21 protein-coding genes and 3 pseudogenes are annotated in these 24,018 nt (G+C 58.4%); 13 read left to right on the top strand and 11 right to left on the bottom strand.

All coding sequences use genetic code 11. The features are described from left to right. Positions 1–98 precede the first annotated feature (98 nt). From V2I08_RS16680 to V2I08_RS16715, 8 genes are read left to right on the top strand one after another with little or no spacing between them, the layout of a single operon-like run. Positions 99–716, top strand: coding sequence for a UbiX family flavin prenyltransferase (locus V2I08_RS16680; protein ID WP_349636074.1), 618 nt, complete (start codon positions 99–101; stop codon positions 714–716). After that, on the top strand, positions 713–1,285 hold the full coding sequence (locus V2I08_RS16685) for a hypothetical protein (RefSeq protein ID WP_349636075.1): 573 nt from the start codon (positions 713–715) through the stop codon (positions 1,283–1,285). The genes V2I08_RS16680 and V2I08_RS16685 overlap by 4 nt, the downstream gene beginning before the upstream one ends. Further along, positions 1,282–2,841 carry an FAD-binding oxidoreductase gene (locus tag V2I08_RS16690; protein ID WP_349636076.1) on the top strand — a complete coding sequence of 520 codons (1,560 nt, stop codon included), beginning with the start codon at positions 1,282–1,284 and terminating at the stop codon, positions 2,839–2,841. The genes V2I08_RS16685 and V2I08_RS16690 overlap by 4 nt, the downstream gene beginning before the upstream one ends. A 43-nt stretch (positions 2,842–2,884) precedes the next feature. Beyond that, entirely contained in the window at positions 2,885–4,330 is a 1,446-nt protein-coding gene (locus V2I08_RS16695; protein WP_043154269.1) for an aldehyde dehydrogenase family protein, read from the top strand. Positions 4,331–4,354: 24 nt separating this feature from the next. After that, on the top strand, positions 4,355–5,809 hold the full coding sequence (locus tag V2I08_RS16700) for a non-oxidative hydroxyarylic acid decarboxylases subunit C (RefSeq protein ID WP_169575271.1): 1,455 nt from the start codon (positions 4,355–4,357) through the stop codon (positions 5,807–5,809). Beyond that, positions 5,806–6,030, top strand: a complete 225-nt coding sequence (locus V2I08_RS16705) for a non-oxidative hydroxyarylic acid decarboxylases subunit D (protein ID WP_043154271.1) — start codon at positions 5,806–5,808, stop codon at positions 6,028–6,030. Before V2I08_RS16700 ends, V2I08_RS16705 begins: the two co-directional genes overlap by 4 nt. An 18-nt stretch (positions 6,031–6,048) precedes the next feature. Further along, entirely contained in the window at positions 6,049–7,515 is a 1,467-nt protein-coding gene (locus V2I08_RS16710; protein WP_349636077.1) for an FAD-dependent oxidoreductase, read from the top strand. Between the two features lie 32 nt (positions 7,516–7,547). Further along, positions 7,548–7,913, top strand: coding sequence for a cytochrome c (locus V2I08_RS16715; RefSeq protein WP_043154274.1), 366 nt, complete (start codon positions 7,548–7,550; stop codon positions 7,911–7,913). On the opposite strand, the gene V2I08_RS16720 is transcribed toward V2I08_RS16715, so the two are convergent. From V2I08_RS16720 to V2I08_RS16745, 6 genes are all read right to left on the bottom strand, one after another. After that, positions 7,897–8,427, bottom strand: a complete 531-nt coding sequence (locus V2I08_RS16720; protein WP_051520170.1) for a TIGR02444 family protein — start codon at positions 8,425–8,427, stop codon at positions 7,897–7,899. The two genes, V2I08_RS16715 and V2I08_RS16720, sit on opposite strands and share 17 nt — an antisense overlap. A 60-nt stretch (positions 8,428–8,487) precedes the next feature. After that, entirely contained in the window at positions 8,488–9,810 is a 1,323-nt protein-coding gene (locus V2I08_RS16725; RefSeq protein ID WP_043154275.1) for an LLM class flavin-dependent oxidoreductase, read from the bottom strand. Between the two features lie 334 nt (positions 9,811–10,144). After that, the gene (locus V2I08_RS16730; RefSeq protein WP_349636078.1) at positions 10,145–11,641 is read right to left on the bottom strand and encodes an MFS transporter; all 1,497 of its coding nucleotides are present in this window, start codon (positions 11,639–11,641) and stop codon (positions 10,145–10,147) included. A 228-nt stretch (positions 11,642–11,869) separates the two neighbouring features. Further along, a complete protein-coding gene (locus tag V2I08_RS16735; protein ID WP_169575526.1) occupies positions 11,870–12,967 on the bottom strand; it encodes an NAD(P)-dependent alcohol dehydrogenase in 1,098 nt (365 codons plus the stop codon). Between the two features lie 35 nt (positions 12,968–13,002). After that, complete coding sequence (locus V2I08_RS16740; RefSeq protein ID WP_169575525.1) at positions 13,003–13,527, bottom strand: aromatic-ring-hydroxylating dioxygenase subunit beta; 525 nt, start codon at positions 13,525–13,527, stop codon at positions 13,003–13,005. A 40-nt stretch (positions 13,528–13,567) separates the two neighbouring features. Next, on the bottom strand, positions 13,568–14,932 hold the full coding sequence (locus tag V2I08_RS16745) for an aromatic ring-hydroxylating dioxygenase subunit alpha (RefSeq protein ID WP_349636079.1): 1,365 nt from the start codon (positions 14,930–14,932) through the stop codon (positions 13,568–13,570). 340 nt (positions 14,933–15,272) lie between these two features. On the opposite strand from V2I08_RS16745, the pseudogene V2I08_RS16750 reads away from it, so the two are divergent. The 3 genes and pseudogenes from V2I08_RS16750 to V2I08_RS16760 form a co-directional block, all read left to right on the top strand. After that, positions 15,273–16,123: pseudogene (locus tag V2I08_RS16750) on the top strand (IS3 family transposase); the annotation flags it as partial. 102 nt (positions 16,124–16,225) lie between these two features. Continuing rightward, positions 16,226–17,242: an IS110 family transposase gene (locus V2I08_RS16755; protein WP_405053662.1), complete on the top strand. Its 1,017-nt coding sequence runs from the start codon at positions 16,226–16,228 to the stop codon at positions 17,240–17,242. A gap of 274 nt (positions 17,243–17,516) precedes the next feature. Continuing rightward, positions 17,517–17,804, top strand: a pseudogene (locus V2I08_RS16760) (integrase core domain-containing protein); the annotation flags it as partial. A gap of 138 nt (positions 17,805–17,942) precedes the next feature. On the opposite strand, the gene V2I08_RS16765 reads toward V2I08_RS16760, so the two are convergent. From V2I08_RS16765 to V2I08_RS16775, 3 genes are all read right to left on the bottom strand, one after another. After that, positions 17,943–18,131: a hypothetical protein gene (locus V2I08_RS16765; RefSeq protein ID WP_349636081.1), complete on the bottom strand. Its 189-nt coding sequence runs from the start codon at positions 18,129–18,131 to the stop codon at positions 17,943–17,945. Between the two features lie 643 nt (positions 18,132–18,774). Further along, positions 18,775–19,815 carry an IS110 family transposase gene (locus tag V2I08_RS16770; protein ID WP_349636082.1) on the bottom strand — a complete coding sequence of 347 codons (1,041 nt, stop codon included), beginning with the start codon at positions 19,813–19,815 and terminating at the stop codon, positions 18,775–18,777. 121 nt (positions 19,816–19,936) lie between these two features. Next, positions 19,937–20,923 (bottom strand): trans-o-hydroxybenzylidenepyruvate hydratase-aldolase, encoded by a 987-nt coding sequence (locus V2I08_RS16775; protein WP_026149928.1) that lies wholly within the window; start codon positions 20,921–20,923, stop codon positions 19,937–19,939. A gap of 249 nt (positions 20,924–21,172) precedes the next feature. On the opposite strand from V2I08_RS16775, the gene V2I08_RS16780 reads away from it, so the two are divergent. Further along, positions 21,173–21,679, top strand: a complete 507-nt coding sequence (locus V2I08_RS16780) for an SDR family NAD(P)-dependent oxidoreductase (protein WP_235209944.1) — start codon at positions 21,173–21,175, stop codon at positions 21,677–21,679. On the opposite strand, the pseudogene V2I08_RS16785 reads toward V2I08_RS16780, so the two are convergent. Continuing rightward, positions 21,652–21,801 (bottom strand): annotated as a pseudogene (locus V2I08_RS16785) (IS630 family transposase); the annotation flags it as partial. The gene V2I08_RS16780 and the pseudogene V2I08_RS16785 sit on opposite strands and share 28 nt — an antisense overlap. 297 nt (positions 21,802–22,098) lie before the next feature. Here V2I08_RS16785 and V2I08_RS16790 point away from each other — a divergent pair. After that, complete coding sequence (locus V2I08_RS16790; RefSeq protein WP_026149929.1) at positions 22,099–22,278, top strand: SDR family oxidoreductase; 180 nt, start codon at positions 22,099–22,101, stop codon at positions 22,276–22,278. A gap of 20 nt (positions 22,279–22,298) precedes the next feature. Here the strand turns inward: V2I08_RS16790 and V2I08_RS16795 are convergent, their stop codons facing one another. Then, complete coding sequence (locus tag V2I08_RS16795) at positions 22,299–23,528, bottom strand: NAD(P)/FAD-dependent oxidoreductase (protein WP_019054263.1); 1,230 nt, start codon at positions 23,526–23,528, stop codon at positions 22,299–22,301. Positions 23,529–24,018: the final 490 nt, after the last annotated feature.

The following is a 24,018-nucleotide window of genomic DNA, read 5'->3' on the forward strand; positions in this document are numbered from 1 at the left end:
TTGTCTCAGACGAAGGGGAAGGGTGACAGATTGATGACAAGTGTATCTTGTCCATTCGTTGAAGTTTTAGAACCAACCTTTGTTGGCGCTGTGCGCTCGTGAAACGGATCGTCGTTGCCATAACCGGAGCAACCGGTGCGATCTACGGGTTGCGTCTGTTGACAATGCTGAAAGATCAAGCTGGCTGGGAAACGCATTTGGTCATGTCGCAGGCCGCCTTGCTCAACATCCGCGAAGAGCTTGTCGATGGGCGGCAGCAATTCGAGGATGCTGCAAACGTCGTGCACAGCAGCCGCAATGTAGGGGCGAGCATCGCGAGCGGTTCGTTCCTGTGCGAAGGCATGGTGATCGCGCCATGCTCAATGCGGACATTGGCTGCAGTCGCCAATGGCCTGTCCGACAATCTGATTACACGCGCGGCGGACGTCATGCTTAAGGAACGGCGCAAACTGGTGCTGATGACGAGAGAAACGCCGCTTAATCTGGCACACCTTCGCAACATGACTGCGTGCACAGAAATGGGCGCGGTGATCTTCCCCCCCGTACCAGCGTTTTACAATCGCCCACTCGAAATCGACGAAATTATCGATCACAGCTGCATGCGGGTGCTTGATCAATTCGGACTTCATCGCAACCTGGAGAATCGTTGGCAGGGATTGACTGGCGAAAACCCCGATCCGGCATTGCCACTCAAGAAAATCGAAAGGCAGGCATGATGACTTGGTATCTAAGGCGTAGGGATGTTTTGGGAGCCGGAGCGCTCGGCACCGCTGCCGTTGGGCTGGGTACACTTGCGCGGTTTGAACCGGGCCGGAGCCGCACTGTCACCGTGGTTGAGGAAAGTGGCGTGCCTGAAAGCCGCCAGTTCGCTTCCGCTCTGATCGACAGCGGCTTTGCAGGTGAAGTGATCCGCATCGACCAATCGCTCAATGGCTTACTGCACGAACTTGAAGCAACGACGGGGACGGTTATCGGAATGACATCTGATCCCGTCGCGATGATCGCAGGGCAGCTGCTGGGCGAACGCGGCGCGCATGCGCGGCAGTTCTGGCAGCATCACTATGCGGGCGGCAGATGGGGTCATCGCACCGAAGGAAGCGTACGCCTGATTGAGAACACGACACACGCTTGGCCGGTGGCAATTGCTCACCAGTTGCAGAGCGCCATTGGCAGCAGATCACGTCAAGTCCCAAACGCCTGCACTTCCGGGGCCTGCGCGTTAGTTGTCAGCAGCCCTGGTATGCTGGTGTCATGGGTTCATGAATTTGAAGGATATCAATCGTGAGCAGCATTGTTCCCCAAGGAGTTGCCGCCTCCGATTTCTCCAATGCGCTCGACGAGTTCGCAGGAGTCGTCGGCAAGGACCGTGTGTACGTCGATGAACAACCGCTGTCGAGCTACAGGGACGCTTATTCACCCCTCGCCGACGGTGAGTTTCTGCCTTCAGCGGCTGTTGCTCCTGAAGGCGTCGAACAGATTAAGAATATCCTGAAGATCGCCAACGCCTATAAGATACCCATTTGGACAATCGGCACCGGGCGCAACTTCGCTTATGGCGGCCCTGCCCCGCGCAAGTCCGGCTATGTGATGCTTGACCTGCGTCGGATGAACCGGATTATCGAAGTCAACGAGAAATACGGTTATGCCCTTGTCGAACCAGGCGTTTCGTACATGCAGCTTTACCGCCATTTGCGCGCGATCGGCAGCAAGCTCTGGATCGATCCCGCAGCGCCAGCATGGGGCGGTGTGATGGGCAATGCGCTGGAACATGGCGCAGGCTACACCCCTTATGGCGACCATTTCACCATGCAGTGCGGCATGGAGGTGGTGCTGGCCGACGGCGAAGTAATACGGACCGGCCAGGGCGCACTCGCGGGGTCGAAACACTGGCAGGTGACCAAGCACGCCGCCGGTCCGCAGTTCGACGGCATGTTTACCCAGTCGAATTTCGGCGTTGTTACGAAAATGGGCATCTGGCTGATGCCTGAACCTCCCGGCTACAAGCCGTTCATGATAACCTACGAGCGCGAGGAAGATCTCGAGGCGATCTTCGAGATCACCCGGCCGCTGAAGGTCAACCAGATCATCCCGAACGCCGCCGTGGCGGTCGATCTTCTGTGGGAAGTCTCGGCCAAGACCACACGTCGCCATTACTTCGACGGCAAGGGCCCGCTGCCGCAGTCGATCCGCAAACAGATCGCCTCGGACCACAAACTGGGGATGTGGAACTATTACGGCGCACTCTACGGCCCGCCGCCTATTATCGAGAACAACTGGAAGATCGTCGAGGATGCCCTGATGAGCATTCCCGGAGCGAAGCTGTACCTCGATCGTGAGAATGATCCCGCCTGGGACTATCGCGTACGCCTGATGCGCGGTGAACCGAACATGACCGAATTCAGCATCATGAACTGGATCGGCGGCGGTGGACACGTCAATTTCTCTCCGCTCTTGGCACCGAACGGTTCGGAAGCACTTGCCCAGTACAACCTGATCAAGAGCCGCTGCCACGACCATGGCTTCGACTATATCGGTGAATTCCTGGTCGGCTGGCGCGACATGCATCACATTCTGATGATCATGTACGACCGGGCCGACGAGGCTATGCGCAAAAGCGCCTACGACCTTTTTGGCGTGCTGGTCGCCGAAGCGGCAGAGAGTGGTTTTGGCGAGTACCGCACCCACCTCGCCTTCATGGACCAGATCGCCAAGACCTATAAGCACAACGATGGCGCACTGTGGGACCTTCACCAACGCATCAAGGACGTGATGGACCCCAACGGCATTCTCTCACCCGGCAAGCAGGGCATCTGGCCCAAGTCGATGCGCACGACATCGTGATCGAAACGGCGGCATGTCCACCTGAATCAAGGATCGTAGTACGATGAAGAATCTCGACCACTGGATAGGCGGAGCCCGGGTAGCGCCAGGCAGTGGCGTCTATTTCGACGATCTAAATCCGATCGATGACAGTGTCTACGCAAGGGCCGCCGCAGGCACCGCCGACGACGTCAACCGCGCGGTCGAGGCCGGCGTGGCAGCCTTCCGCATGCACCGCGACCTCCCTGCCGCAGTCCGTGAGGGCTGGATGTTCAAGGCGGCGGAAATCATGGAACGAGACGTCGCCAAGTTCCAGGAAGTGCTGATCGATGAGGTCGGCTCGCCGGTTGCCAAAGCAGGCTTTGAGACCCGCTTTGCCATCGGTTTCCTTCGTGCTGCCGCCGGGGTTCCGCGCCGGGTCCGCGGCGAAACCATTCCTTCGGACACACCGGGCCGCTTCAGCATGAGCCTGCGTCAGCCGGTGGGTGTCGTTGCCGGCATAACGCCGTTCAATGTTCCGCTGATCAAGGGTATCAAGCAGTCCGCCATGGCGCTTGCGACCGGCAACGGCTTCGTTCTGCTCCCATCGGAAGCCGCGCCGCGCCTGGCTGACCTGCTCGCAGATCTGTGGCGTGAGGCCGGCGTTCCTGATGGCCTGTTCAACATCGTCTACGGCAACGGTGCCGAAATCGGCGATGCACTAACCGGGCATGCCAATATCGCTGCGATCACTTTCACCGGCTCCTCGCGCGTCGGCAAGCACATTGCCGGGATCGCAGCGAGGAACCTCAAGAAATATACGCTTGAGCTCGGCGGCAAGAGCCCGCTGATCGTCTGCGCCGATGCCGACCTGGAAAAAGCGGTTGGAGCGGCACTGTTCAGCATTTTCATGTTCCAGGGCCAAGTCTGCATGGGCGCGTCGCGCATCTATGTCGAACGCTCCATGTTTGATGATTTTGCGAAGGCCTTCGCCGCCGCAGCTTCCAAAGCCAAGATGGGCGACCTGCGCGAACCCACCACCATGCTTGGCCCAATCATCTCCGAACGCCAACGCGATCGGGTGCGCAGCCACGTCGATGATGCCCGCGCAAAAGGGGCCGAAGTGCTGGCCGGTGCGGAGTGGACTGGCAACTGCTGCTCCGCCACGGTGCTGCGCGGCGTTACTGCCGACATGACCGTCTGCTACGAAGAAACCTTCGGGCCGGTCACCTCGCTCTATCCATTCGACACGCTCGACGAGGCGATCGAACTGGCGAACGATACCGAATACGGCCTATCCGCCTCGATCTTCACCCGTGATCTCGACAAGGCCTTGCGCTTTGCTCACGAGGCCGAAAGCGGCATGGTCCACATCAACGCTCCGACCCTCTATGACGAGCCGCACGTACCGTTCGGGGGGACCAAGTCTTCCGGCTTCGGACGCGAGGGCACCGAGGCCGACCTCGAGATCATGACGGAGTGGAAATGGGTTACGATCCAGTCCGCCACGGCCAATCCCAGTGGTCACTAATGCCGCCCGCGTAAGGAACCGAATATGAACGACTTGGCCAATAAAGCGCGCGGCATTTCCTCGTTGCGGGACTTTCTTGAACTCCTTGAAGGCGAAGGCCAGGCGATCACCTGGAGCGAACGGGTGCTTCCGGAACCCGACCTGCGCAATATCGCGGTCGCGGCCTCGCGCGATGCCAATGGTGCACCCGCAATCTTGTTCGACAACATCGCCGGCTATCCCGGCAAGCGGACAGTGGTGGGCGTCCACGGTTCGTGGGACAATATCGCGTTGCTGCTGGGGCGACCCAAGGGCACGACAATCCGCGAGCTGTTCTTCGAGATCGCCGGTCGTTGGGGCGATGCCGATGCTCAGATCAGTTACGTTCCCGAAGGGCAGGCTCCGGTCCACGAGTGCCGGGTCGAAAGCGGAATCAATCTCTACGATATCCTCCCGGTTTATCGCATCAACGAATATGACGGCGGCTTCTTCATGGGCAAGGCTTCGATCGCATCGCGCGATCCGGAAGATCCCGATAATTTCGGCAAGCAGAATGTCGGAATCTACCGGCTGCAGCTGCAAGGCCCGGATTGCTTCAGCCTAATGACCATTCCCTCGCACGACATGGGTCGGCAGATCATGGCCGCTGAACGTACCGGTCTGCCGCTCAAAATTGCGGTAATGCTCGGTAATCATCCAGGGCTTGCCGTCTTCGCAGCCACTCCCATAGGTTATGATGAATCCGAATACTCCTACGCATCCGCGATGATGGGTGCGCCGATCAGACTGACCAAGTCGGGAAACGGTGTCGATATTCTCGCGGACAGCGAAATCGTTATAGAAGCTGAAATGCAATTGGGCGAACGAGTCTTGGAAGGACCATTCGGCGAATTCCCTGGCTCCTATAGCGGCGTCCGGAAGGTGCCAATCTTCAAAGTCACGGCTGTCTCACATCGTCGAGACCCGATCTTCGAGAATATCTACATCGGCCGTGGCTGGACCGAGCACGACACGCTGATCGGGTTGCACACCTCCGCGCCTATATATGCCCAGTTGCGCAAGGACTTTCCCGAAGTCACTGCCGTCAACGCGCTCTACCAACACGGTTTGACCGGGATCATCTCGGTCAAAAACCGGATGGCGGGCTTCGCCAAGACCGTTGCTCTGCGTGCGCTGAGCACGCCGCACGGCGTTATGTATCTCAAGAACCTGATCATGGTTGATGCCGATGTTGATCCTTTCGACCTTAACCAAGTCATGTGGGCGCTGTCGACGCGTACCCGCGCCGACGATATAATCGTGCTTCCCAACATGCCTGCCGTGCCGATCGACCCGTCTGCGGTCGTGCCTGGCAAGGGCCACCGGCTGATCATTGACGCGACAAGCTACCTGCGGCCCGATCCCATCGGCGAGGCACATCTCGTTAGTCCACCGACTGGCCCGGACATTGACGCGTTGAGCAAGGCAATCCGGTTACTTCAGCAAGGAGTTGCAAAATGAGCGAGACGCTCTGTCCGCGCTGTTCGAGTACAGGCGCAATCGAAGACTATCAGGGGCGCGAGGACAACACCGTTGTCTGGACGATCTATCGCTGCGTGACTTGCTGCTTTTCATGGCGTGACAGCGAACCGGCCAGCACCATCGGGGCCGGGGTCCGCTCGGCAGACTTCGCCGTCAATGCGGGAAATCTCGATCGCTATCCCAAAATACTTCAGCAATAGGCAAATGAGGAAACAAGGATGATAGATCAGGCTCGCCAGGCGGCTGCACTGACAGCAATTGAAGCGGCTCTGGGCGCGGGAGCGGTCGACCTATCGCCCGCCGTACTGGCCCGCTACGCCACACCCCTCGCCATTCCGGTCGGCGTGGTCTTGCCTGCAAATGAAGCGCAGCTGGCAGTTGCGCTAAGTGCGGCGAAAGGCGCTGGCGGGGTATTGCAGCCTGTTTGTAATGGCGCGCATGGTCTTGAGAAAACCGGGCTGGACAAGGTTATCGTGCTCGATTTGCAGCGCATGAACCAGATCCTCGAGGTGAACGAGGAGCTGGCTTACTGCCTGGTCGAACCCGGCGTCACCTTCCGCGAGCTCGATGCCTATATCAGAAGCAAGAATATCAAGCTTTGGGTGGATTCCCCCGGCAATCCCGATGCGAGCGTGGCCGCCAGCTTCGTGGAACGGAGCGCGGGCTACACACCCTATTCGGATCATAGTCTGATGCAATGCGGCCTTGAGGTCATGCTCGCCGATGGCAGGCTGGTCCGCACCGGCATGGGCGCGATGCCCAAAAGTACCTGCTGGCAATTGTTCAAGTTCGGGTACGGCCCGTGGGTCGACGGACTGTTCTCACAATCCGATTTCGCCGTGCCAACCAAGGTCGGCACGTGGCTGATGCCGGAACCGCCTGCTTTCAAGACGTTCATGGTTACCGTGGAAAATGAGGACGGGCTGGCTCCGCTGCTCGATGTGCTCGGTCCCCTCAAACTGAACATGGTTGTGGCCAACGGCGTTGCCGTAAGCAATGCGCTTCACGAAGCCGCCTTGCTCGGCAAGAAGCGCAACGACTACGGCGGCAATGGCCCGATGGCGGCCAGTGCGGTCAAAGCGGCTGGTAAGGCGCTGGGTTTGGGGTACTGGAATCTCTACGGTTCGCTCTACGGTCTGCCAGACAACGTCCCGATCCTGTGGGATCTGGTCAACGGCGCCTTCGGATCGGTCCCCGGGGCGAAAGTCATCGCAGACGGTCGTGGCGTCGATCCCCGGCTCTGGTCATGGCGAATGGGGACTATGACAGGCGCTGTGGCCAGCCCTCCGGCAGCAATCGCACAGTGGAGCGGCAACCAGGCGCTGACCGTCAACCCGGTCAGCCCGGTCGATGGTGAAGACGCGATGCGCCTCTACGAGCTTTCACGCGACACCTGCGCAGAGCATGATTTCGATATGGTCAGTGAAGCTGTCGCCATATGGCGTTCAGCCAACCACCGCCAGTTCCTTCCGAGCACTGGTTCGGACACGGCCAGCGCAGCGCGCGCGCGCGCCTGCGCCGAAGCCTTGATCGGGGCACAAGCGGAGGCCGGATTCGGGCAGGTATTCACCGAACCGGGCCTGCGCGCCACGGTCGACAAGACGTTTGCTTCTGGCGGCCTTTCAAACCTTCACACTAAGGTCAAAAAGGCGCTCGACCCAACTGCGCTGTTCGCATCCGCCTGATCTGCCCTGCAATCAATCGAGTTAGAGGCATAATGAAAAAATTGATCGCCATTTCGCTCCTTGGTATATTGAGCGCCTGCAACAGCAACCCGACGGCCGAAAAACCCGACGGCGCAGAAAATTACGCTTTGATGTGCGCGGGATGCCATGATCCCGGCCCGGGTCACCCTGGAACGATGCTGCTTGAACAAGCGGGACGACCGGTGGCATCGCTGATCGGCAGAGACGATCTTGAGTTGGAATATTTGCGCGCGATCGTGCGTCAGGGGCTAATCGAGATGCCGCCATTCCGGCCAACTGAGCTGAGCGACGCAGAGATCGATGAGATTTACGCTCATATCATGAGTGCAAAACCGCCCGTGACGACACCGGCGAAGCCGGTTAAGAAAGGGTCTTGAGGGCCAACCGCGTCAGCAGCGCGGCAGTACCCTCCGGAGCCGCAATTGCCGCGCGATAAGCCTCCAGGCTCAATCGCGCGGCGGATTGTGCGGACAAGTCCAGTGATTGGCCCTGCTGCTGGCCATCATAGACAAGACATCGGACCAGTTCGATCTGGATCTGGCGCTCCATCTGAAGTTCGCTCGCCTTCAAGCTGGTGTAAAGCTTGTCTCTCGCAGCTACCGCTTGCAGGTCCGGTGCCTGCTTAAGCCACGACTTGGCCCACCGCCGCGCATCGCGCACCAGCCAGACCATGTTTTCGTTCAATGCAGCAACACCACCTAGCAGGTCGCCGATCTCGAATTGGCTGAGAGCCCTGCCCTCGCCTTGCGCCAGCCATAGACATAACAACAAAATGTTGACGTCGAAACCATGCTCGTCCTGCAGAACCAAGCACAGGTCAGCAACTTGCGGTCTTGCATAGACTTCCAGCGAAAATTGCCAGAATTCGTCAGCTGCGTCCTTGCTTGTCATTTCTCATTGCCGTGATCAACCTTCATCCTACGCTGCCTATCCGCTGGCGGACAAGCGGAATTAGAAGAAGCGATTTTCAGGCCGTGGTAGTCCGAAATGGTGGCGCAATGTCGTACCTTCGTATTCCTCTCGGAAAATGCCCCTGCACTGCAATTCGGGCACGACCATATCGACAAAGTCGTTCAGTCCTTCCGGAAGATAGGGGAACATGACGACGAACCCATCTGACCCACGCTCCTCCAGCCAAATTTCCATTTCGTCGGCGATCGACGACGGCGTGCCGATAAAGGCGAGCCCCGCATAGCTGCCGGCCCTTGCGGCGAGCTGGCGAATCGTCAGATTATGCGCCCGGGCATCCTCGATAATTTTTTCCCGCGCAGTTTTGCTAGCGTTGGTTTCAGGGATTTCCGGGAGCAAGCCATCGGGATCAAAGCCCGACACGTCGAACCCAAGCAGGCCACAGAGCGATTGAATGCCGCTTTCATAATGGACCAGACTGTCGAGATGGGCACGCTTGGCCTGGGCCTGCTCGAGCGTTTCGCCAACGACGACGAATGCTGCGGGCAGAATTTTCAGATGATCGGGATGCCGCCCGACTTGCGCCATTCGCCCTTTCACATCGGCATAGAAACGCTTGCCACCATCGAGATTCGATTCTGCAGCGAAGACAACCTCAGCCGTTTCGGCGGCCAGCTGACGCCCCGCTTCCGAGGCGCCGGCCTGAAAAATGACCGGCCATCCCTGGACCGGGCGAGCAATGTTGAGCGGGCCGCGAACTGAAAAATGCGGTCCCTTGTGATCGAGTACGTGCATCCGTTGAGGATCGAAATATATTCCGCTCTCGGCATCGCAGACGAAAGCATCCTCTGCAAAACTGTCCCACAGGCCGGTCACCACATCGTAGAATTCGCGGGCGCGCAGATAGCGGCCGTCATGTTCCGGCTGCACTTCGTAACCGAAATTCTTGGCATTGTCAGGGTTTGCAGTGGTCACGACGTTCCAACCAGCCCGCCCGCCGCTGAGATGATCAAGCGAAGCAAACCGACGCGCTACATGAAAGGGTTCTTCAAAGGTGGTCGATGCAGTCGCAACCAGGCCGATCCGTTCGGTAGCGCCCGCCAGAGCTGACAGCAGAGTAAGGGGTTCGAACGACGTGACGGTGTGGCTGCGCCGCAGAGCATCGACCGACATGTTCAGCACGCCGAGATGATCGGCCATGAAGAAGGCATCGAACTTTCCCTCCTCCAGTTTGCGCGCAAATTGCCTGATCGCATGGAAATTGAAATTGGCGTCGTGGATCGCTCCGGGATAGCGCCAGGCACCGGTGTGGATACTGACCGGTCGCATGAACGCACCGAGGTGAAGTTGGCGCTGACGAGACATCAAATTTCGCTCCTATGGCTTCCCAAATACGAAACCCGGCGTTAGCGTTGCCCGCCGATATCGCCCGACTTTCGCCGATATCCTGGCGTCACATCAATTTCCTCGGGCGCTACGACTTCTCCGTGCCCGACGCCGTCGCCAACGGCGGTCTCAGGCCGCTAAGCCAACCTAATTCCGAATGGGACTTTTGAAAAGAAATATCGACCCTTACGACACTTTCCTGTTCCGCTCAGCCGCACGACCCAATTCCAGTTCCAATAGCGTCCATAATCATCGTTGACGGGGCCGCCTTTAAACGACCACTTGCACCGACTACGACCCACGCGCCCAGGGGTCACTCAACCATAGCTGACCTGCTTAGATCTTTACGTAGCAGGGTTGCGCTTGCCACTGCCAGTGCAATCAAGGCCGCAGCTATGATTGGCGCATCACTCTGTGCGCCAAATCTGCGAAACAGCAATGCGGCCACGATGGCCCCTAGCGTTTGACCGATCAGCCGTGACAACGAGAGCATTGCCGAAGCCGCTCCAGCGCGGGCGTGTGGAGCAATAGCGATCATGCTATGGTTGTTGGGAACCTGGAAAATGCCGAAGCCGATGCCGCAAATCGCTGCCGCTGCGACGATCAGCAAAGCCGAAACGCCCGGTTGCAGCAATGACAGCCAAATTGCGCCACCGGTTAGGACGATCAACCCCGAAGCGCACAGCCAGGCTGATGGATAGCGACTGACCAGACGCCCGGAAACGAACGCTGCAATCACGATGCCGAGCGGCAGTGGCACCATGAAAAGGCCGATAGTCTCAGGTTTGAAGTGAAACCGTTGTTGCAGAATGAAGGGGAATGACAATGTGATCAGCATCATGACAGCATAGGCTGTTGCAGACATAGCATAAGCTGTGCGCAGTGAGTCCAGCTTCAGCAAATCGAGCGGTACCATCGAGTCCTGGTTGGCTGTTGTGCGTTTACCGAGGAACCATATGGCCGGAATCGCGACGCCGATTGAAAGCAATGTCCACCGAGAAACGGAATCTTGGGCCAGATCATTGAGGAAGAGGAATATTGCCGCGAAGCCCGCACAGCACAACAAGGCCGAACGATAATCGAATGGCTTCTTCTGCGACCCGGTCGAAGGGATTGCCCAGAATCCGAGTGCAAGCGCGAGCAAGCCGAACGGAAGCCCCACTGCAAAAATGGCGTGCCATCCCGCAATCGAAAGGACGAGCGCACCGACCGCCGGTCCGGCGGCCGAAGCAATCGAAACGGCGATGGTATTGTATCCTATGCCGCGCGGGACCAATGCGGGAGGGTAGATTGTCCGAACCAATGCCCCGCTGACCACCATTACTGCCGCGGCACCGATACCTTGCACAAAGCGCGACGACGCGAGAACTGCCAAACTGCTTGCGTTGATACTGCCAACGGCTGCAAGCATGAAAAGCAAGAGGCCGCCCAGATAGACTTTCTTGTAGCCAAGGATTTCAGCGGCCTTTGCCATCGGCAAAAGGGCCATCACTATGGCGATCTGATAGGCGTTGACTGCCCATACCGATTTTGCCGCAGTTAGGGCCAAACCTTTCGAGATGAAAGGCAGCGCTACGTTAGCAATTGATACGTCCATAATGGTAAGAAATATGGCACTCCACATCGAGAGTGCCGCCCAGAACCGACGAGAAACTGGAAGCCCGGTTGTCGGTTGGGATCCGTCCGCAATAGTTGACGTCCCGACTTGGGGCGCTCCATCGATCGAGTTCATGACGCCGCAACTTGGGGCTTTTGGCCCATCTTTTTGTACTTCCCAAACATTATGACGGTCCTTAGCGTCATCCGCCAAGTGCGAGGCAAGCGGTACGCCAGTCTCTATTCGACTTCAGAATAATAAACCCAAACCTGGTCACTGACGTGCGGGTTGCCGCTTAGAGCACCAAGAGCGAACGGCAGGCGATGCTCCTGTCCGTTCGCTCCCATTTTGTGGCCCTGCAGGTTGATCGGCCCCTAATCGGTGGAGACTTGCGCCGCACTCTGTTGCCGCGATCGACCGCATAGAGGGCGCAGTGCCGCATTACATCTTGAGAATGGCCTTGATTGCGTTACCGGAAATTTCCGTATCCTCGACAGCCTGATTGATCTGGTCGAAGTCGTAGAACGAGCAGAGCCGTTCGAACGGGAACAGGCCGGCTTCGCGCATCGCAATCAATTGCGGAATGAAGACCTGCGGAGTGCTGGAACCTTCGACCACGCCGCGCAGTTTGCGGCCGAACAGCATGTTGTTCATGTCGAGAGAAAATTCGGTGCCGAGCCTTGCCCCACCGACCACAGCGGTTTCTCCCATGGTATGGGTACTGTCTACCGCGCTTCGCAGAACCTGCGGAATGGCGGTGGTATCGATCGCATAGTCCGCGCCGCCGCCCGTCAAGCCAATGATCGTTTCCTGGGCATTGGTGTTCGTTGCGTCGATAATATCGGTCGCACCAAGCTCACGGGCCAGCTTCAGACGCGTGGGATTGCGATCGACTGCGATAATCTTGAGACAGCCGGAAGACTTCGCAGCCATCACCGCGCTGAGTCCAACCGAGCCGACGCCGAAGATCGCGATCGACGAGCCTGGGGGAGGCTGCAGCGCATTGAAGACGGTGCCTGCGCCGGTCTGAATTCCACAGCCCAACGGGCCGAGAAGCTCAATCGGCGAGGAGTCGGAAACTTTGACGCAGTTGCTTTCGTTAGCGATCGAGTAGGTCGCGAATGAGGACTGGCCGAAGAAGCACGCATTCACCTCTTCTCCGTTGCGGCGGATCGGGGTCGATCCGTCCAGCCTCCGGCCCAAGAAATTGAGCGGGAAAAGGCTCGGGCAATAGGCCTGGTGTCCCTTCATGCAAGACGGGCAGGTTCCACAATAGCTGAATGACAGCACGACTTTGTCGCCCGGCTTGACTGCGGTGACACCGCGCCCGACCTTTTCGACTACGCCCGCTCCTTCATGCCCCAGCACGGCAGGAAGTGGCGTTGGCATGTACTGGTCGCGAACGCTCAGATCGGTGTGGCACATCCCGGCTGCAGCGATCTTGACAAGCACTTCCCCATCGCGGGGATCTTCAATATCAACCGTATCAAGGATAAATTTCCCGCCCTGGCTTTCAATGATCGCAGCAGAAGCTTGCATATTCAGTCTCCCCTTTTGCGCTCTTTGGCGCGTTCCTAGCAGAAAAAGTACAGGTTCTTGTCTTGCGTCACTCGCGCATCGATCAGCAGCTTGCGCCGGAACACCTGGAAGCCATCACCAACCCGGCGCAGCTTATCCTCACGCCCCAGCGTATGAACGGTCACTTCAAGTTGGCGGCGGTTGCGATAGACGACCACGTTTGAATAAACTTCGAACTCTCCATCGCCTGCATCGAAAGCTTCGACGTTGCCGACCATGTACCGGATCTTGGACGGCGGATCCTCCATCCATACGGTGCCGGTATAAAGCCGCTCTACGCGTTGCTTGAGCTCGCCATAATCGTCATTATAAATTGCAGCATCGTCGGGTGTCGGGTCGGGGCGACGGTCGCGGATCAGGCGTTGTTCATAAATCGGCATCCAGTAATGGATGTCTTCGGCGACCATGTCCGCTAACCATTCTCGGTATTGCCCGTTCTGCAGCATCCGGACTTCGCTACGATAATGCATTTCGATCGCGGATTGGACATCCAATCCCGCTAAGGTCTGTTTCCCCGACATAAACTCTCCGGCATTCGATACGTTTGAAAAAGTTTGTGGATTACTCGGCTGCGTCGACTTTGTCGTTCCAGTAATTACGATTGGTGAACATCGAATCCCAGGTGTCGTCGTTTGCCTTCACCGCTTTCCAATCGGGCGCATCCAGCATTTCCTTCCAGAATCGATAGAAGCCGCGATGGGATGTTTCGCCGATGAAGCTGGATCCAACAATCCCCGGAAAAACCGGATGTGGACCTTCGAAGCCGACACCCATGCTTGAGCTGATCCGACCGTTACGGGTGATGGTTCCGCGGTTGACAAAGGTGGACGACGACATGTTCTCGCCATCGTCGCTTTCCAGCGTTCCGGCAGTGCCGAAACTCCGGGTGGCTTCGCGCTGGATCATGCTCTTCGTTTCCGCGTCGGCGTCACGCGGCACCATCGTGTAGGTCCACACTTCAATCTCGTGCGGGCCACGCGGATGCCAGACCTTGAACGTATTGGTTCCGTAAAGAAACGAGCAGCTCGGGAAGATCGAGCAGTTCCAGTGGCCAACATAAAGTTCTTCACGCTCCGGTCCGAACTTTCGGCCAACTTCAGCGCGGGTGTCGGCAAGGTATTTTGCCCAGCCATCGCGCTTGACGTGGATCGCCGGGGCGGCGTTGTTGATCACTCCGAAGCCATGCCCGTGCCGGGTCGTGAACTGAAAGCCGAGTTTTTCGAAGGGCATGTCTGCGCGGTTACCCGCCAGTCCCGCAAGTTCGCCGCCGACCTGCATCAAGGCGCCGGCGTGGGTCCAGCCGACATGGTAGCCATCGCCTACGAAATTCTCTGCCGGCACCTTCCAATTGCAGGCCAGAATGCTCTTCATCGGCGGGCCCAGTAGCTCCAGCCCGCCACCGGCACCTTCCCAGATCGTATCGAGGTACCAACGGAACTCGCCCAGATATTCCTCCAGACTTGGCGCGTCGGCATCGCCGCAGCCGAAAATGAAGCCTTTGTACGTCTCTACCCGAACGTGCTTGGCACCCAGCTTCGCCTTGTCGAGCTGGCCATGATAGCACCGCGTTTCGAGCGGGACATCAACCAGACTGCCGTCCTGACCGTAAACCCAGCCGTGGTAGTTGCAGACGAACGCCTTGGCATTGCCGCTATCGGCATGGCAAATCTGGTTGCCCCGGTGCGTACACGAATTGATGAACGCCCGGAACGAGCCATCTTGCTGATGCGACAGGATGACCTTGTCTTCAGCCATATAGGTGGTGATGAAATCGCCGGGCTTGGGAAGGAGCGACTCGTGCCCCAGAAACAGCCACGAGCGAGCAAAAATACGCTCCAACTCAAGGTTGTATACGTCTTTATCCCAGAAAATCTCGCGCGACTGATTAGATGCGACATTGTCGACAAGGTTGGGGATTCCAAGCATAATTCTCTCCGTACTGCTGTCTATGGCTTGAATCGGGCAAGCTCTGAAACGATAGGCAATGCGATGCACTATATGCAAAAAATTGCCATTGCGCAACCCTAGATGCCGTAATGGGCCGGCGTTTCAAGAGTAGCCAAGTTGGGTGGCTGTCCCTCAGAATGATGGTGTTGGAAACAGGGTCCGAGTGATCGGCCCCAAGCATCATGAGAGGAACAGCCATGGAGTATTATGCCGGAATCGATGTCTCTCTGAAAGAGAGGTGGCCTGGCAAAACTGCACATCGGGATAAGTGGATTTTCTGCCTGACGGCGGCCAGGATGGCCGCGTGACAGGAGTAGAGATGAGCAAACGACCACGCCGGAATCACAGCCCGGCATTCAAAGCGAAGGTGGCATTGGCCGCCGTGAAGGGCGAGAAGACGCTGGCGGAGTTGGCGCAGCAGTTTGACGTGCATCCGAACCAGATCACGCAATGGCGCGGGCAGCTTCTGGAAGGGGCTGCCGGTGTATTTGGCAGCGAGACGCGGAGCGAGGCTGCGGCGCCGGTGATCGACGTAAAGACGCTGCACGCCAAGATCGGTGAACTGACGCTGGTGAACGATTTTTTGTCAGGGGCGCTCGGGAAGGCGGGACTGTTGCCGAGCGCAAAACGATGATCGACCGTTCGCACGCACTGCCGTTGGCGCGGCAAGCCCGGGAGCTGGGGATCAGCCGGGGCAGCATTTATTATCTGCCCAGACCGGTGCCGCCTGCCGATCTCGCCATCATGCGGCGGATCGACGAGTTGCACCTGGAATTTCCGTTCGCGGGTAGTCGGATGCTGCGTGATCTTCTGCGGCAGGAAGGCATCGAGATCGGCCGCCAGCATGTCGCCACGCTGATGAAGAAGATGGCGATCAAGGCAATCTACCGTCGCCCGAACACATCGAAGCCGACCCCTGGGCACAAGATCTACCCTTACTTGTTGCGTAAACTGCCGATCGTGCGGCCCAATCAGGTCTGGGCAACGGACATCAGCTACATCCCGATGGCGAGGGGGTTCGTCTATCTCGTGGCCATCGTCGACTGGTTCAGCCGCAAAGTCCTGGCTTGGCGGGTGTCGATCACGATGGAGGCCGACTTCTGCGTCGAAGCGCTGGAGGAAGCGTTGACGCGCTTCGGGAAACCGGAGATATTCAACACCGATCAGGGCAGATGGGGTGGTTGCCGCCCTCCCCAGACGGCATCGCAATGTGCCAGGTTAGGGTGTTGAGACCACTTAGCGGAAAGGACGGCAACCGTGACAAAGGATACGATGATCGGCGTGGATTTGGCAAAATCTGTTTTTCAGCTGCACGGTGCATCGATGACGGGGCAGCCGAAGTTTCGAAAGAAACTGTCGCGGCAGGGTTTCGCTGATTTCATGGCCAAGCAGCCTCCCGCCATTGTTGTCATGGAAGCGTGCGGCAGCGCGCATTACTGGGCGCGCGAGATGAGCAGGCGCGGACACGACGTGAAGTTGATCGCTCCGCATTACGTGAAGCCGTTCGTCAAGCGGCAGAAGAACGACGCGGTGGATGCCGAAGCCATAGTGTTCGCTGCACAGCGGCCAGAAATGCGTTTCGTCGAGCCTAAGTCTACGGAACAGCAAAGCCGTACCATCCTGTTTCGCGCTCGAGAGCGGCTGGTCCACCAGCGCACGGAGCTGGTGAACGCTCTTCGGGCGTGCCTCTACGAATTTGGCCATGTCGTTCCGCAGGGACTTCACCAGCTCGGCAAAATCAAAGGCATCCTGGATGAACCAAACAGCGACCTGCCCGAACTGATGCGCAACGAGTGCGATGATCTGATGAAGCAGATTGCGGAGAAGACGGTTCGCATTGATGCCCGGACGGCGAAGATCAAGGCTCTCGCAGCTAAAGCAGATATTGCACGGCGCTTGCAGACGATACCCGGAATTGGTCCATTGACCGCCTTAGCCGTTGAAGCCTTTGCTCCATCGATGGAGTGCTTCCGCTGCGGCCGCGACTTTGCCGCCTGGCTTGGCCTCGTCCCACGCCAATTTTCCTCAGGCGGTAAAGAACGGCTCGGTCGGGTATCAAAGGCGGGGCAGAGCGATATCCGCAGACTTCTGATTATTGGAGCAATGTCCCGCCTGAATTGGCTCGGCCGGAAATCGATCCCGGAAGGCTCGTGGCTAGCACGCATCGCGGCGCGAAAGCCAAGGATGCTTGTCGCGATCGCGCTGGCCAACAGGATGGCGCGGACGATATGGGCTCTGCTGACAAAGAATGAGGATTATCGAGATTCGGCGCAGGTGGCAGCAGCATGATCGACACGCTGCATAATCTATCTGACGTCGGATGAAGGGGGTGTGAGAAGGCGACGACCCGAATGGGCAAAATGATCGAACAGATCTGGATTAGGAAAACCAGTAATCGGCTAAGGGCAATAAAGCTCGGGAAGTAGATTTGGACCTGATCCGCAGATCACCATACTGGCCTGCGGCTTCTGAAAATGCCGCATAGGAAGGCCTGACAGAAGACCGCACTCGATCACACGCGCATCGGATCAAAACTTCTTGCACCACGGGCGGCAACCACAGAAGCCAGTTCACCAGCCACGCCTTCACCAGCGTGCTGCTGCGCGAGGAAATCGCCATCAGCATGGATGGCCGGGGCGCCTGGCGCGACAATGTGATGGTCGAGCGCCTGTGGCGCTCGGTGAAATATGAGGAGGTTTACCTCCGCGCCTACGGCGGGGTCAGCGAAGCCCGCGAGTCGATCGGTCGTTATCTGAGCTTCTACAATGGAAGGAGGCCACATTCGAGCCTCGCCGCCAGGACGCCGGATCAGGCGTATTTTGACAACCTGCCGGTAATGATTGCAGCATGAGCCAAAGGCCAGCGAAGCTAAGTTGGCAACCAATATGGGGCGTCACTCCAGTAGGGCTACGCCCTCCCTGCATGACGCCCCATATTGGCAAGGCAAGGAACCCGGCAGACGATCCACTTAACCGTTGCCGATCCCTGTTCAGACAAACCCGGCCACCTCTATATCTCCCCGATGCGAGTCGTGAGATCCCGATGCTGCGCCCGAAATGGGCAAGGCCGAAATGGGCAGCGCCGCGTGCAGCAACCTCGCCAAATCACTCAGCGCAGCGATATCGACGTAAGGTGCAACGCAGATGTGCAAGGTCGAGCAGGTCAAACGGTCGAACATCCACACCGGAATCTCAAGCCAGCGCTCCGACGCCGATCCTGCCGAACTGCAGCGGAGAACTTCCCCGCTCGCCCGTCCTATGACCTCATGAATGTGAACATGGCGCCCCGACCAAGAGTGCCAAGGATAAAGAACTTCGCGGATATCGGTATCGTGGGCGTTCCGTCGCCTTGCTGTACAACACGCGGCGATCTCACTCGGACTGGCAGGGCGAACCCCGGCCGAGGCCTATAGGCGGATCGTCGCTCCAGATCATGGGGGGGGGCATGCCCCCCCCCATGATCTGGTGACCAAACTGGCGGCATAATCACACCCGGGATTAGCTTAACTTCGCCGCCAAACTATCCAAGAAGGCGGCACCATATGTGGACGGCTCCCTCTTGCAAGGGCTGAGCGGAAAAATTTGATCGGATCGCTTGCGTCCATATGTCCGGCCTTTGGGTGCAACCGCACATGGTCGCTGGCCAAGATGGTTTCCGCAGCGTGAGTTCCTAACACCTCAGCGGCTTCGAACAGCCATTGGTCCCGAAGGAATGCCACACGCCTTGGATCGATCGATCGCACCATCTGCTCTTCTCTTGCAAGATCTGGCATCAGCTCAGTACGATAGCGTCAAATTTGCTCATCGTATCAGGCCGATCTCTCACGCGGCAACCGTTGGTGCGCCTAAATCTGCTCTTCGATACCCCTCACCGCTTACCATCAGTTTCCAGGCAATGCGCGCGATCTTGTTGGCGAGCGCCACTGCGACGAGCTTCGGCTTTTTCCGTTCTAGCAATCCCAGCAGCCAAGGCGAGGCATTCCTGCCGCCGCTGCGACGGACATGCTGGACGACGGCGGTGGCTCCGACCACCAACGTGCTCCGTAAGAGTTCATCGCCAGCTCGCGTGATGCCTCCGAGCCTGACTTTGCCGGCAGTCGAGTGATCTTTAGGGGTCAAGCCGATCCAGGCCGCAAAGTCTCGCCCGGACTTGAACATGCGCGGGTCAGGAGCTTTCATCATCAGCAGGGATGCGCCGATCGGACCGATCCCGGGGATATTTGCGAGCCGCTGGCTGCATTCGTCGTTGCGATGCCATTCCATAAGCTTGGCCTCGACCCGCTCGATCTCGTGCAGAAGCTGCGCGTATTCCTGACCGTGAAGCGCGAACAGTTCGCGCGCAAGTTCGGGAAGTCGTTCGTCAGCCGCGATGCGATCGAGCAGGGGTTCGATCCGGCACATGCCCGTTGCTGCGGTGATCCCGAATTCCGCAGCGAAGCCTCGGATCGCGTTGGCAAGCTGGGTGCGTTTCTTGATGAGTCTGGTGCGCATGCCCACAAGCATGAGCGCCGCCTGCTGGTCGGCACTCTTCGTCGGCACGAACCGCATCGTCGGGCGGCTCATTGCCTCGCACAGGGCTTCAGCATCCGCTGCATCGTTCTTGCCGCGCTTGACGTATGGTTTCACCAGTTGCGGCGCGATCAACTTTACCTCGTGGCCAAAAGAACCAAGAAGACGCGCCCAGTAATGCGCGCTGCCACAAGCCTCAATGGCGACAACGGTCGGCGGCAACTCCTCGAAGAACTCGACCATTTTCCGTCGCGTCAGCCTCTTGCGCAGGATCGGCCTGTCTGCCGCATCAACGCCATGCAGCTGAAAAACGTTCTTTGACGTGTCCATGCCTATGTGGGTAATCTGTTCCATGGTCGGCTCCCTCGAATGAGTCCTCTAACAAACTCACTCTGGCACATCGCGATGCCGTTGGGAGCCGTCCAACCCAACACCTCAGTCCGTCACTCGCTTTCTCCCAATTTTCGCGCTTATCTCATTTTTCGGCTGCGAGCGCCTTGCCAAGTTCGGCCCACATTCTGCCCGAAAGGCGCGCGCCCTCGAGGTAGGGTTCGGGGCAAAGATGGTAGGGCGGGCGGACCGGACCGGCGTTCATCCAGCCGCCTGCGTTCATGCGCGCCTTTTCGAGCGCGATGTTGTAGGTCGAGAATTCCTTGAAGCTGCCGTTAGGGAACAGCGGCGCTGCCGTTGGGCCGAGTCGGCCCATAAATGCCCGCGCCGCGCTCCAATCACCGGTAGCGCGCGCTTGCGACACAAGGTCGCGCAATGTCGTGGTCACCAGCGGGTCACACACGGCACCGCTCGACCAAAAGGCGTCGATCGATTCGTCCATACGAGCTGCGCCGTAGTAGTCGAAGTCGATCGGCAGCAGCTTGATCCGTCCCCGAATGGCTGCAAGGTCCGGCAGCAAGTGAGCGACGCCAATGTATTTCGCCGTGACGACTTGGGGAATCTCCGCCACCTGAGCCCAGAACGAGCGTGGAAAATCGAACTTGAAGGCTTCGGGATTAGCATAGATGGCAATGTTCATCTCAGGCACGGCTTCAGCTAAATCCTTGTAGAACTGCACCGCAACATCAACGCTTGGCGCGCACCACATCGGAACTCCCAGCATCGTGCCATCGGCACCAATATCAAGCGCTTGACGTGTCAACGCGATAGTGTCGCGCGTGTTGAGACAGGTGGTGCCAACGAAAATCGGCACTCGGCCGGCTGCTGCATCGACCAGCGCCTTTATGAAATCGAGCTTTTCGTCGTGGGTCATGGTCGCCGCTTCGCCAAGCGTCCCCATACTGAGAATTCCGTTGATCCCTGCATCGATCAGGCCATTAACCACACGCGCTGTCTCATCGAGGTCAACTGTCTTTGTCGCGCGCCAATCCGAGGCATCATCCTTCGCCGGAGTGGGAATAATCGCCCAGGCACCTTTGACGTCGTCTGGTTTCATGAGTGTACGGGCCATTTCGTTTCTCTCCTCAAATCCGGTCCGGTGATCGCCGCTGCAGCGCCTAATCATTTGACATTGCGCAACGCATTTCCGTTCTCGATATAGATCATGAATATAGGAAAGGCAACCTCCCAGCCTTGCGTTTCGTTGCAGGAATGTGAATAAAGGAGGAGCAACATCATGACTTCTGCCAAGCCGTTCGACAACCAGATCGCGGTTGTGACCGCTGGCGCTCAAGGCATCGGGCTAGCCCCAGCCAGGCGTATGGCTGAGGAAGGCGCCATCGTGATCATTGCCGACCGAGCGGCTGACGCTACGCAGGCTACGGTCGATCGCCTGCGGGACAATGGCTGCGATGTTCATGCCGCCATCTTCGACCTCGAGAAATGCGAGGGAGCGACCGAACTGTACCGGACGGTTGCAGATCAATTCGGCCAAATCGACGTGGCGGTCCACAATGTCTGTGGTACGATCTGGGCTAAGCCCTATTGGGATTCTACCCCCGACGAGATTTGTGCCGAAATCAACCGCTCGGTGTGGCCGACACTTTGGTGCCGCCATGCGGTGTTGCCGTACATGCTCGCGGCCGGGCGCGGTTCAGTCGTAAATATCGGTTCAGTGGCCACGCGCGGCGTGAACAAGACTCCCTATCCCGCCGCCAAGGACGGAGTCGCTGCTTTGACCGCCGCTTTGTCGCTGAACTGGAAACCAGCGGTGTCCGAATTAGCGGTTTGTGATCTGACGGTAGCGTATCCGGGATGTCGCAAGTAGTTTTTGCATTGGTGTGGCGGGAAGTCGTCGAGGAGGGAGCCGACCCGGTTCCATAACCCTTCCCGTGTGCGCTCACCGGCCTTTCGCAGCAGATGCTTGAGCTTGGCGAAGACCATCTCGATCGTGTGTTCATGATAACTCTCCAGTGCAGATTCCTGTTGAGCTGTTTTGGAAGTCGACGAGCCAGATGCGCTGGGATGGTCGAGGAACAGCGTATGTTCGGCACCGATCTGATCGGGAGCCTGGCCCATGTACCACGCGCAGCGCTGCCGCGATGGGGCCTTCCAGGCTGACCGCTGCCTCTGCGGTTCTAGTGCCTGTGCATCGTCGCGCCGCTTGGCTGCCCATCGTGCAACGGTGTTCCGGCTCTGAGGCACTAAATGAACCTGTGACGGGTCACCCCACGCGATCCCGAACCCATGAGCGATGCGTTCAAGGCGGGTTTTGCAGGAGTGATGGAGCAGACCTTGCGCGACACCCCTATGCTCCGCTTCGGCGAACCCGATGAACTGGCCGCTGCAATTTGTTTTTTCGCCTCTCAGGAGGCCTCCTACCTCACCGGGCAGACACTCTTCGTCGCGGGCGGCGGGATCGGATAAGGCCCCCCGCCGCCGACGCGCTATCGAGCAGACTGCATAAGCAATTCGCGCAGAGACACGTCTGCATCCGCAAGCCGGTCGGCGCTCGCCTTCGTCCTCCGTTCGACCAACCGCTTGCCAATGCCCATATCGGGCGCGCGGTTGACAGTCAGCAGGCCATCAATTGTATTGCCGGACAAAAACAAAGCGACGAAAGCGTTGCTTTCGATATCGCCGCGAAGGACGACCTCGGCCTGTGCCGGAATTTGCCCGCAGAACTGGATGTTCAAATCGAACTGGTCGCTCCAGTACCACATGGGCTTGCAGTAATCGACTTCGTGACCAAGCATCGCCGAGGCCGCCGCTTGGGCCTGGTCGGAAGCGTTCTGATAGGTTTCCTGCCGGAAGCGACCGCCAAAAAAACCGTCCTGCTCGGCGACGTCACCGGCGGCAAATATCGCCTTATTGCTGGTCTGGCATCGACGGTCGACGACGATCCCATTGTTTACAGTCAACCCGGCATCGACCGCGAGCGAGGTGGCAGGAATGATCCCCACCCCAACGACGACGGCATCACAAGGGATGACGGTGCCGTCGTCGATCTCGACTGCGGATACGCGGCCGTCCGCGAACTTGAAACCCGTTACGCCCCGGTTGAAATGGGTCTTGACCCCGCGCTTGCGGTGCTCCTCGCCCAGCCACTGACCGAAACGTTTGCCCAGTGCCCGTTCCATCGGACCCGCCAACGGTTCTACCGCAGTTACTTCGCAGCCAAGCTTGATCGCGCTAGCAGCCACTTCGGCTCCGATCACGCCCATGCCAACGATCACCACCCGTGCGCCTTGACGAAGGTCGAGGGCCATCCTGGCGGCATCGTCCCGGGTGCGCAGATAATGTACGTTGACGCAATCGGCTCCGGCCAGATTGAGCTTGCGGGCGTGCCCTCCAGTCGCCAGCAGAACCTTGTCGGCAGCGACCAATTGGCCACCCGAGAGGCGCACGCCGCCCGCATTCAAATCAATCGCTTCGGCACGGGTGCTGAGCAGCATGTCGATCCGGTTGTCGGAGTACCAGTTTTCATCCTGCAGGAAAAAGTTGTCCGACATTTCGGCTGGATTCCACAGGAACTCCTTGGACAGCGGCGGGCGCTCATAGGGCCTCCAGGGCTCTTCACCGATCAGAGTGATCCGACCGTCGAACCCTACTTGCCGCAGCGCTTCCGCCGCTCGCCCACCCGCTAGATTGGCGCCTACAATCGCTACCGAACGCACCCGATATCTCCCAGTTTCACGGCTTCACTCTCCCCCTGCCCTTTATGCACAGAAGGAAGTCTCTTTGCATATTATGCAAGTCATTGCAACAAAATCAAAAGCAAGGCTAGCTGTGACGACGCATCTTCGCAACCCTGAAAGCGAATTGCAGATGCGTCAGCCCCAATTCTCTGACCGGATCGTGTCCCACCTGATGGTGTAGGTTCGCTGGCGTAGCCTTGGCGATCTCCGGCTAAGCCGGGTTGATCATGCTGCCATGGCAGGCAACGTGATGATGGCATTATCGCTTAATCCCGAGACGCTCTCAAGTGTCATGCAGCGGGAGCGCTGGACCGCCCATTTGATGGCATGGACCACCCCCATGCAAACGATCATATTATGTGGTGCCATTAAAGTGGAGGAAGCGCGATGTCATACCAACCTGCATTGATCACGACCCACGTGCCCATTTGCGGCGTCCAATTGTCATGATGCGCCATATGTGGACGGC

The sequence above is a fragment of the Sphingobium sp. MK2 genome (assembly GCF_040170545.1).
Lineage (GTDB): Bacteria > Pseudomonadota > Alphaproteobacteria > Sphingomonadales > Sphingomonadaceae > Sphingobium.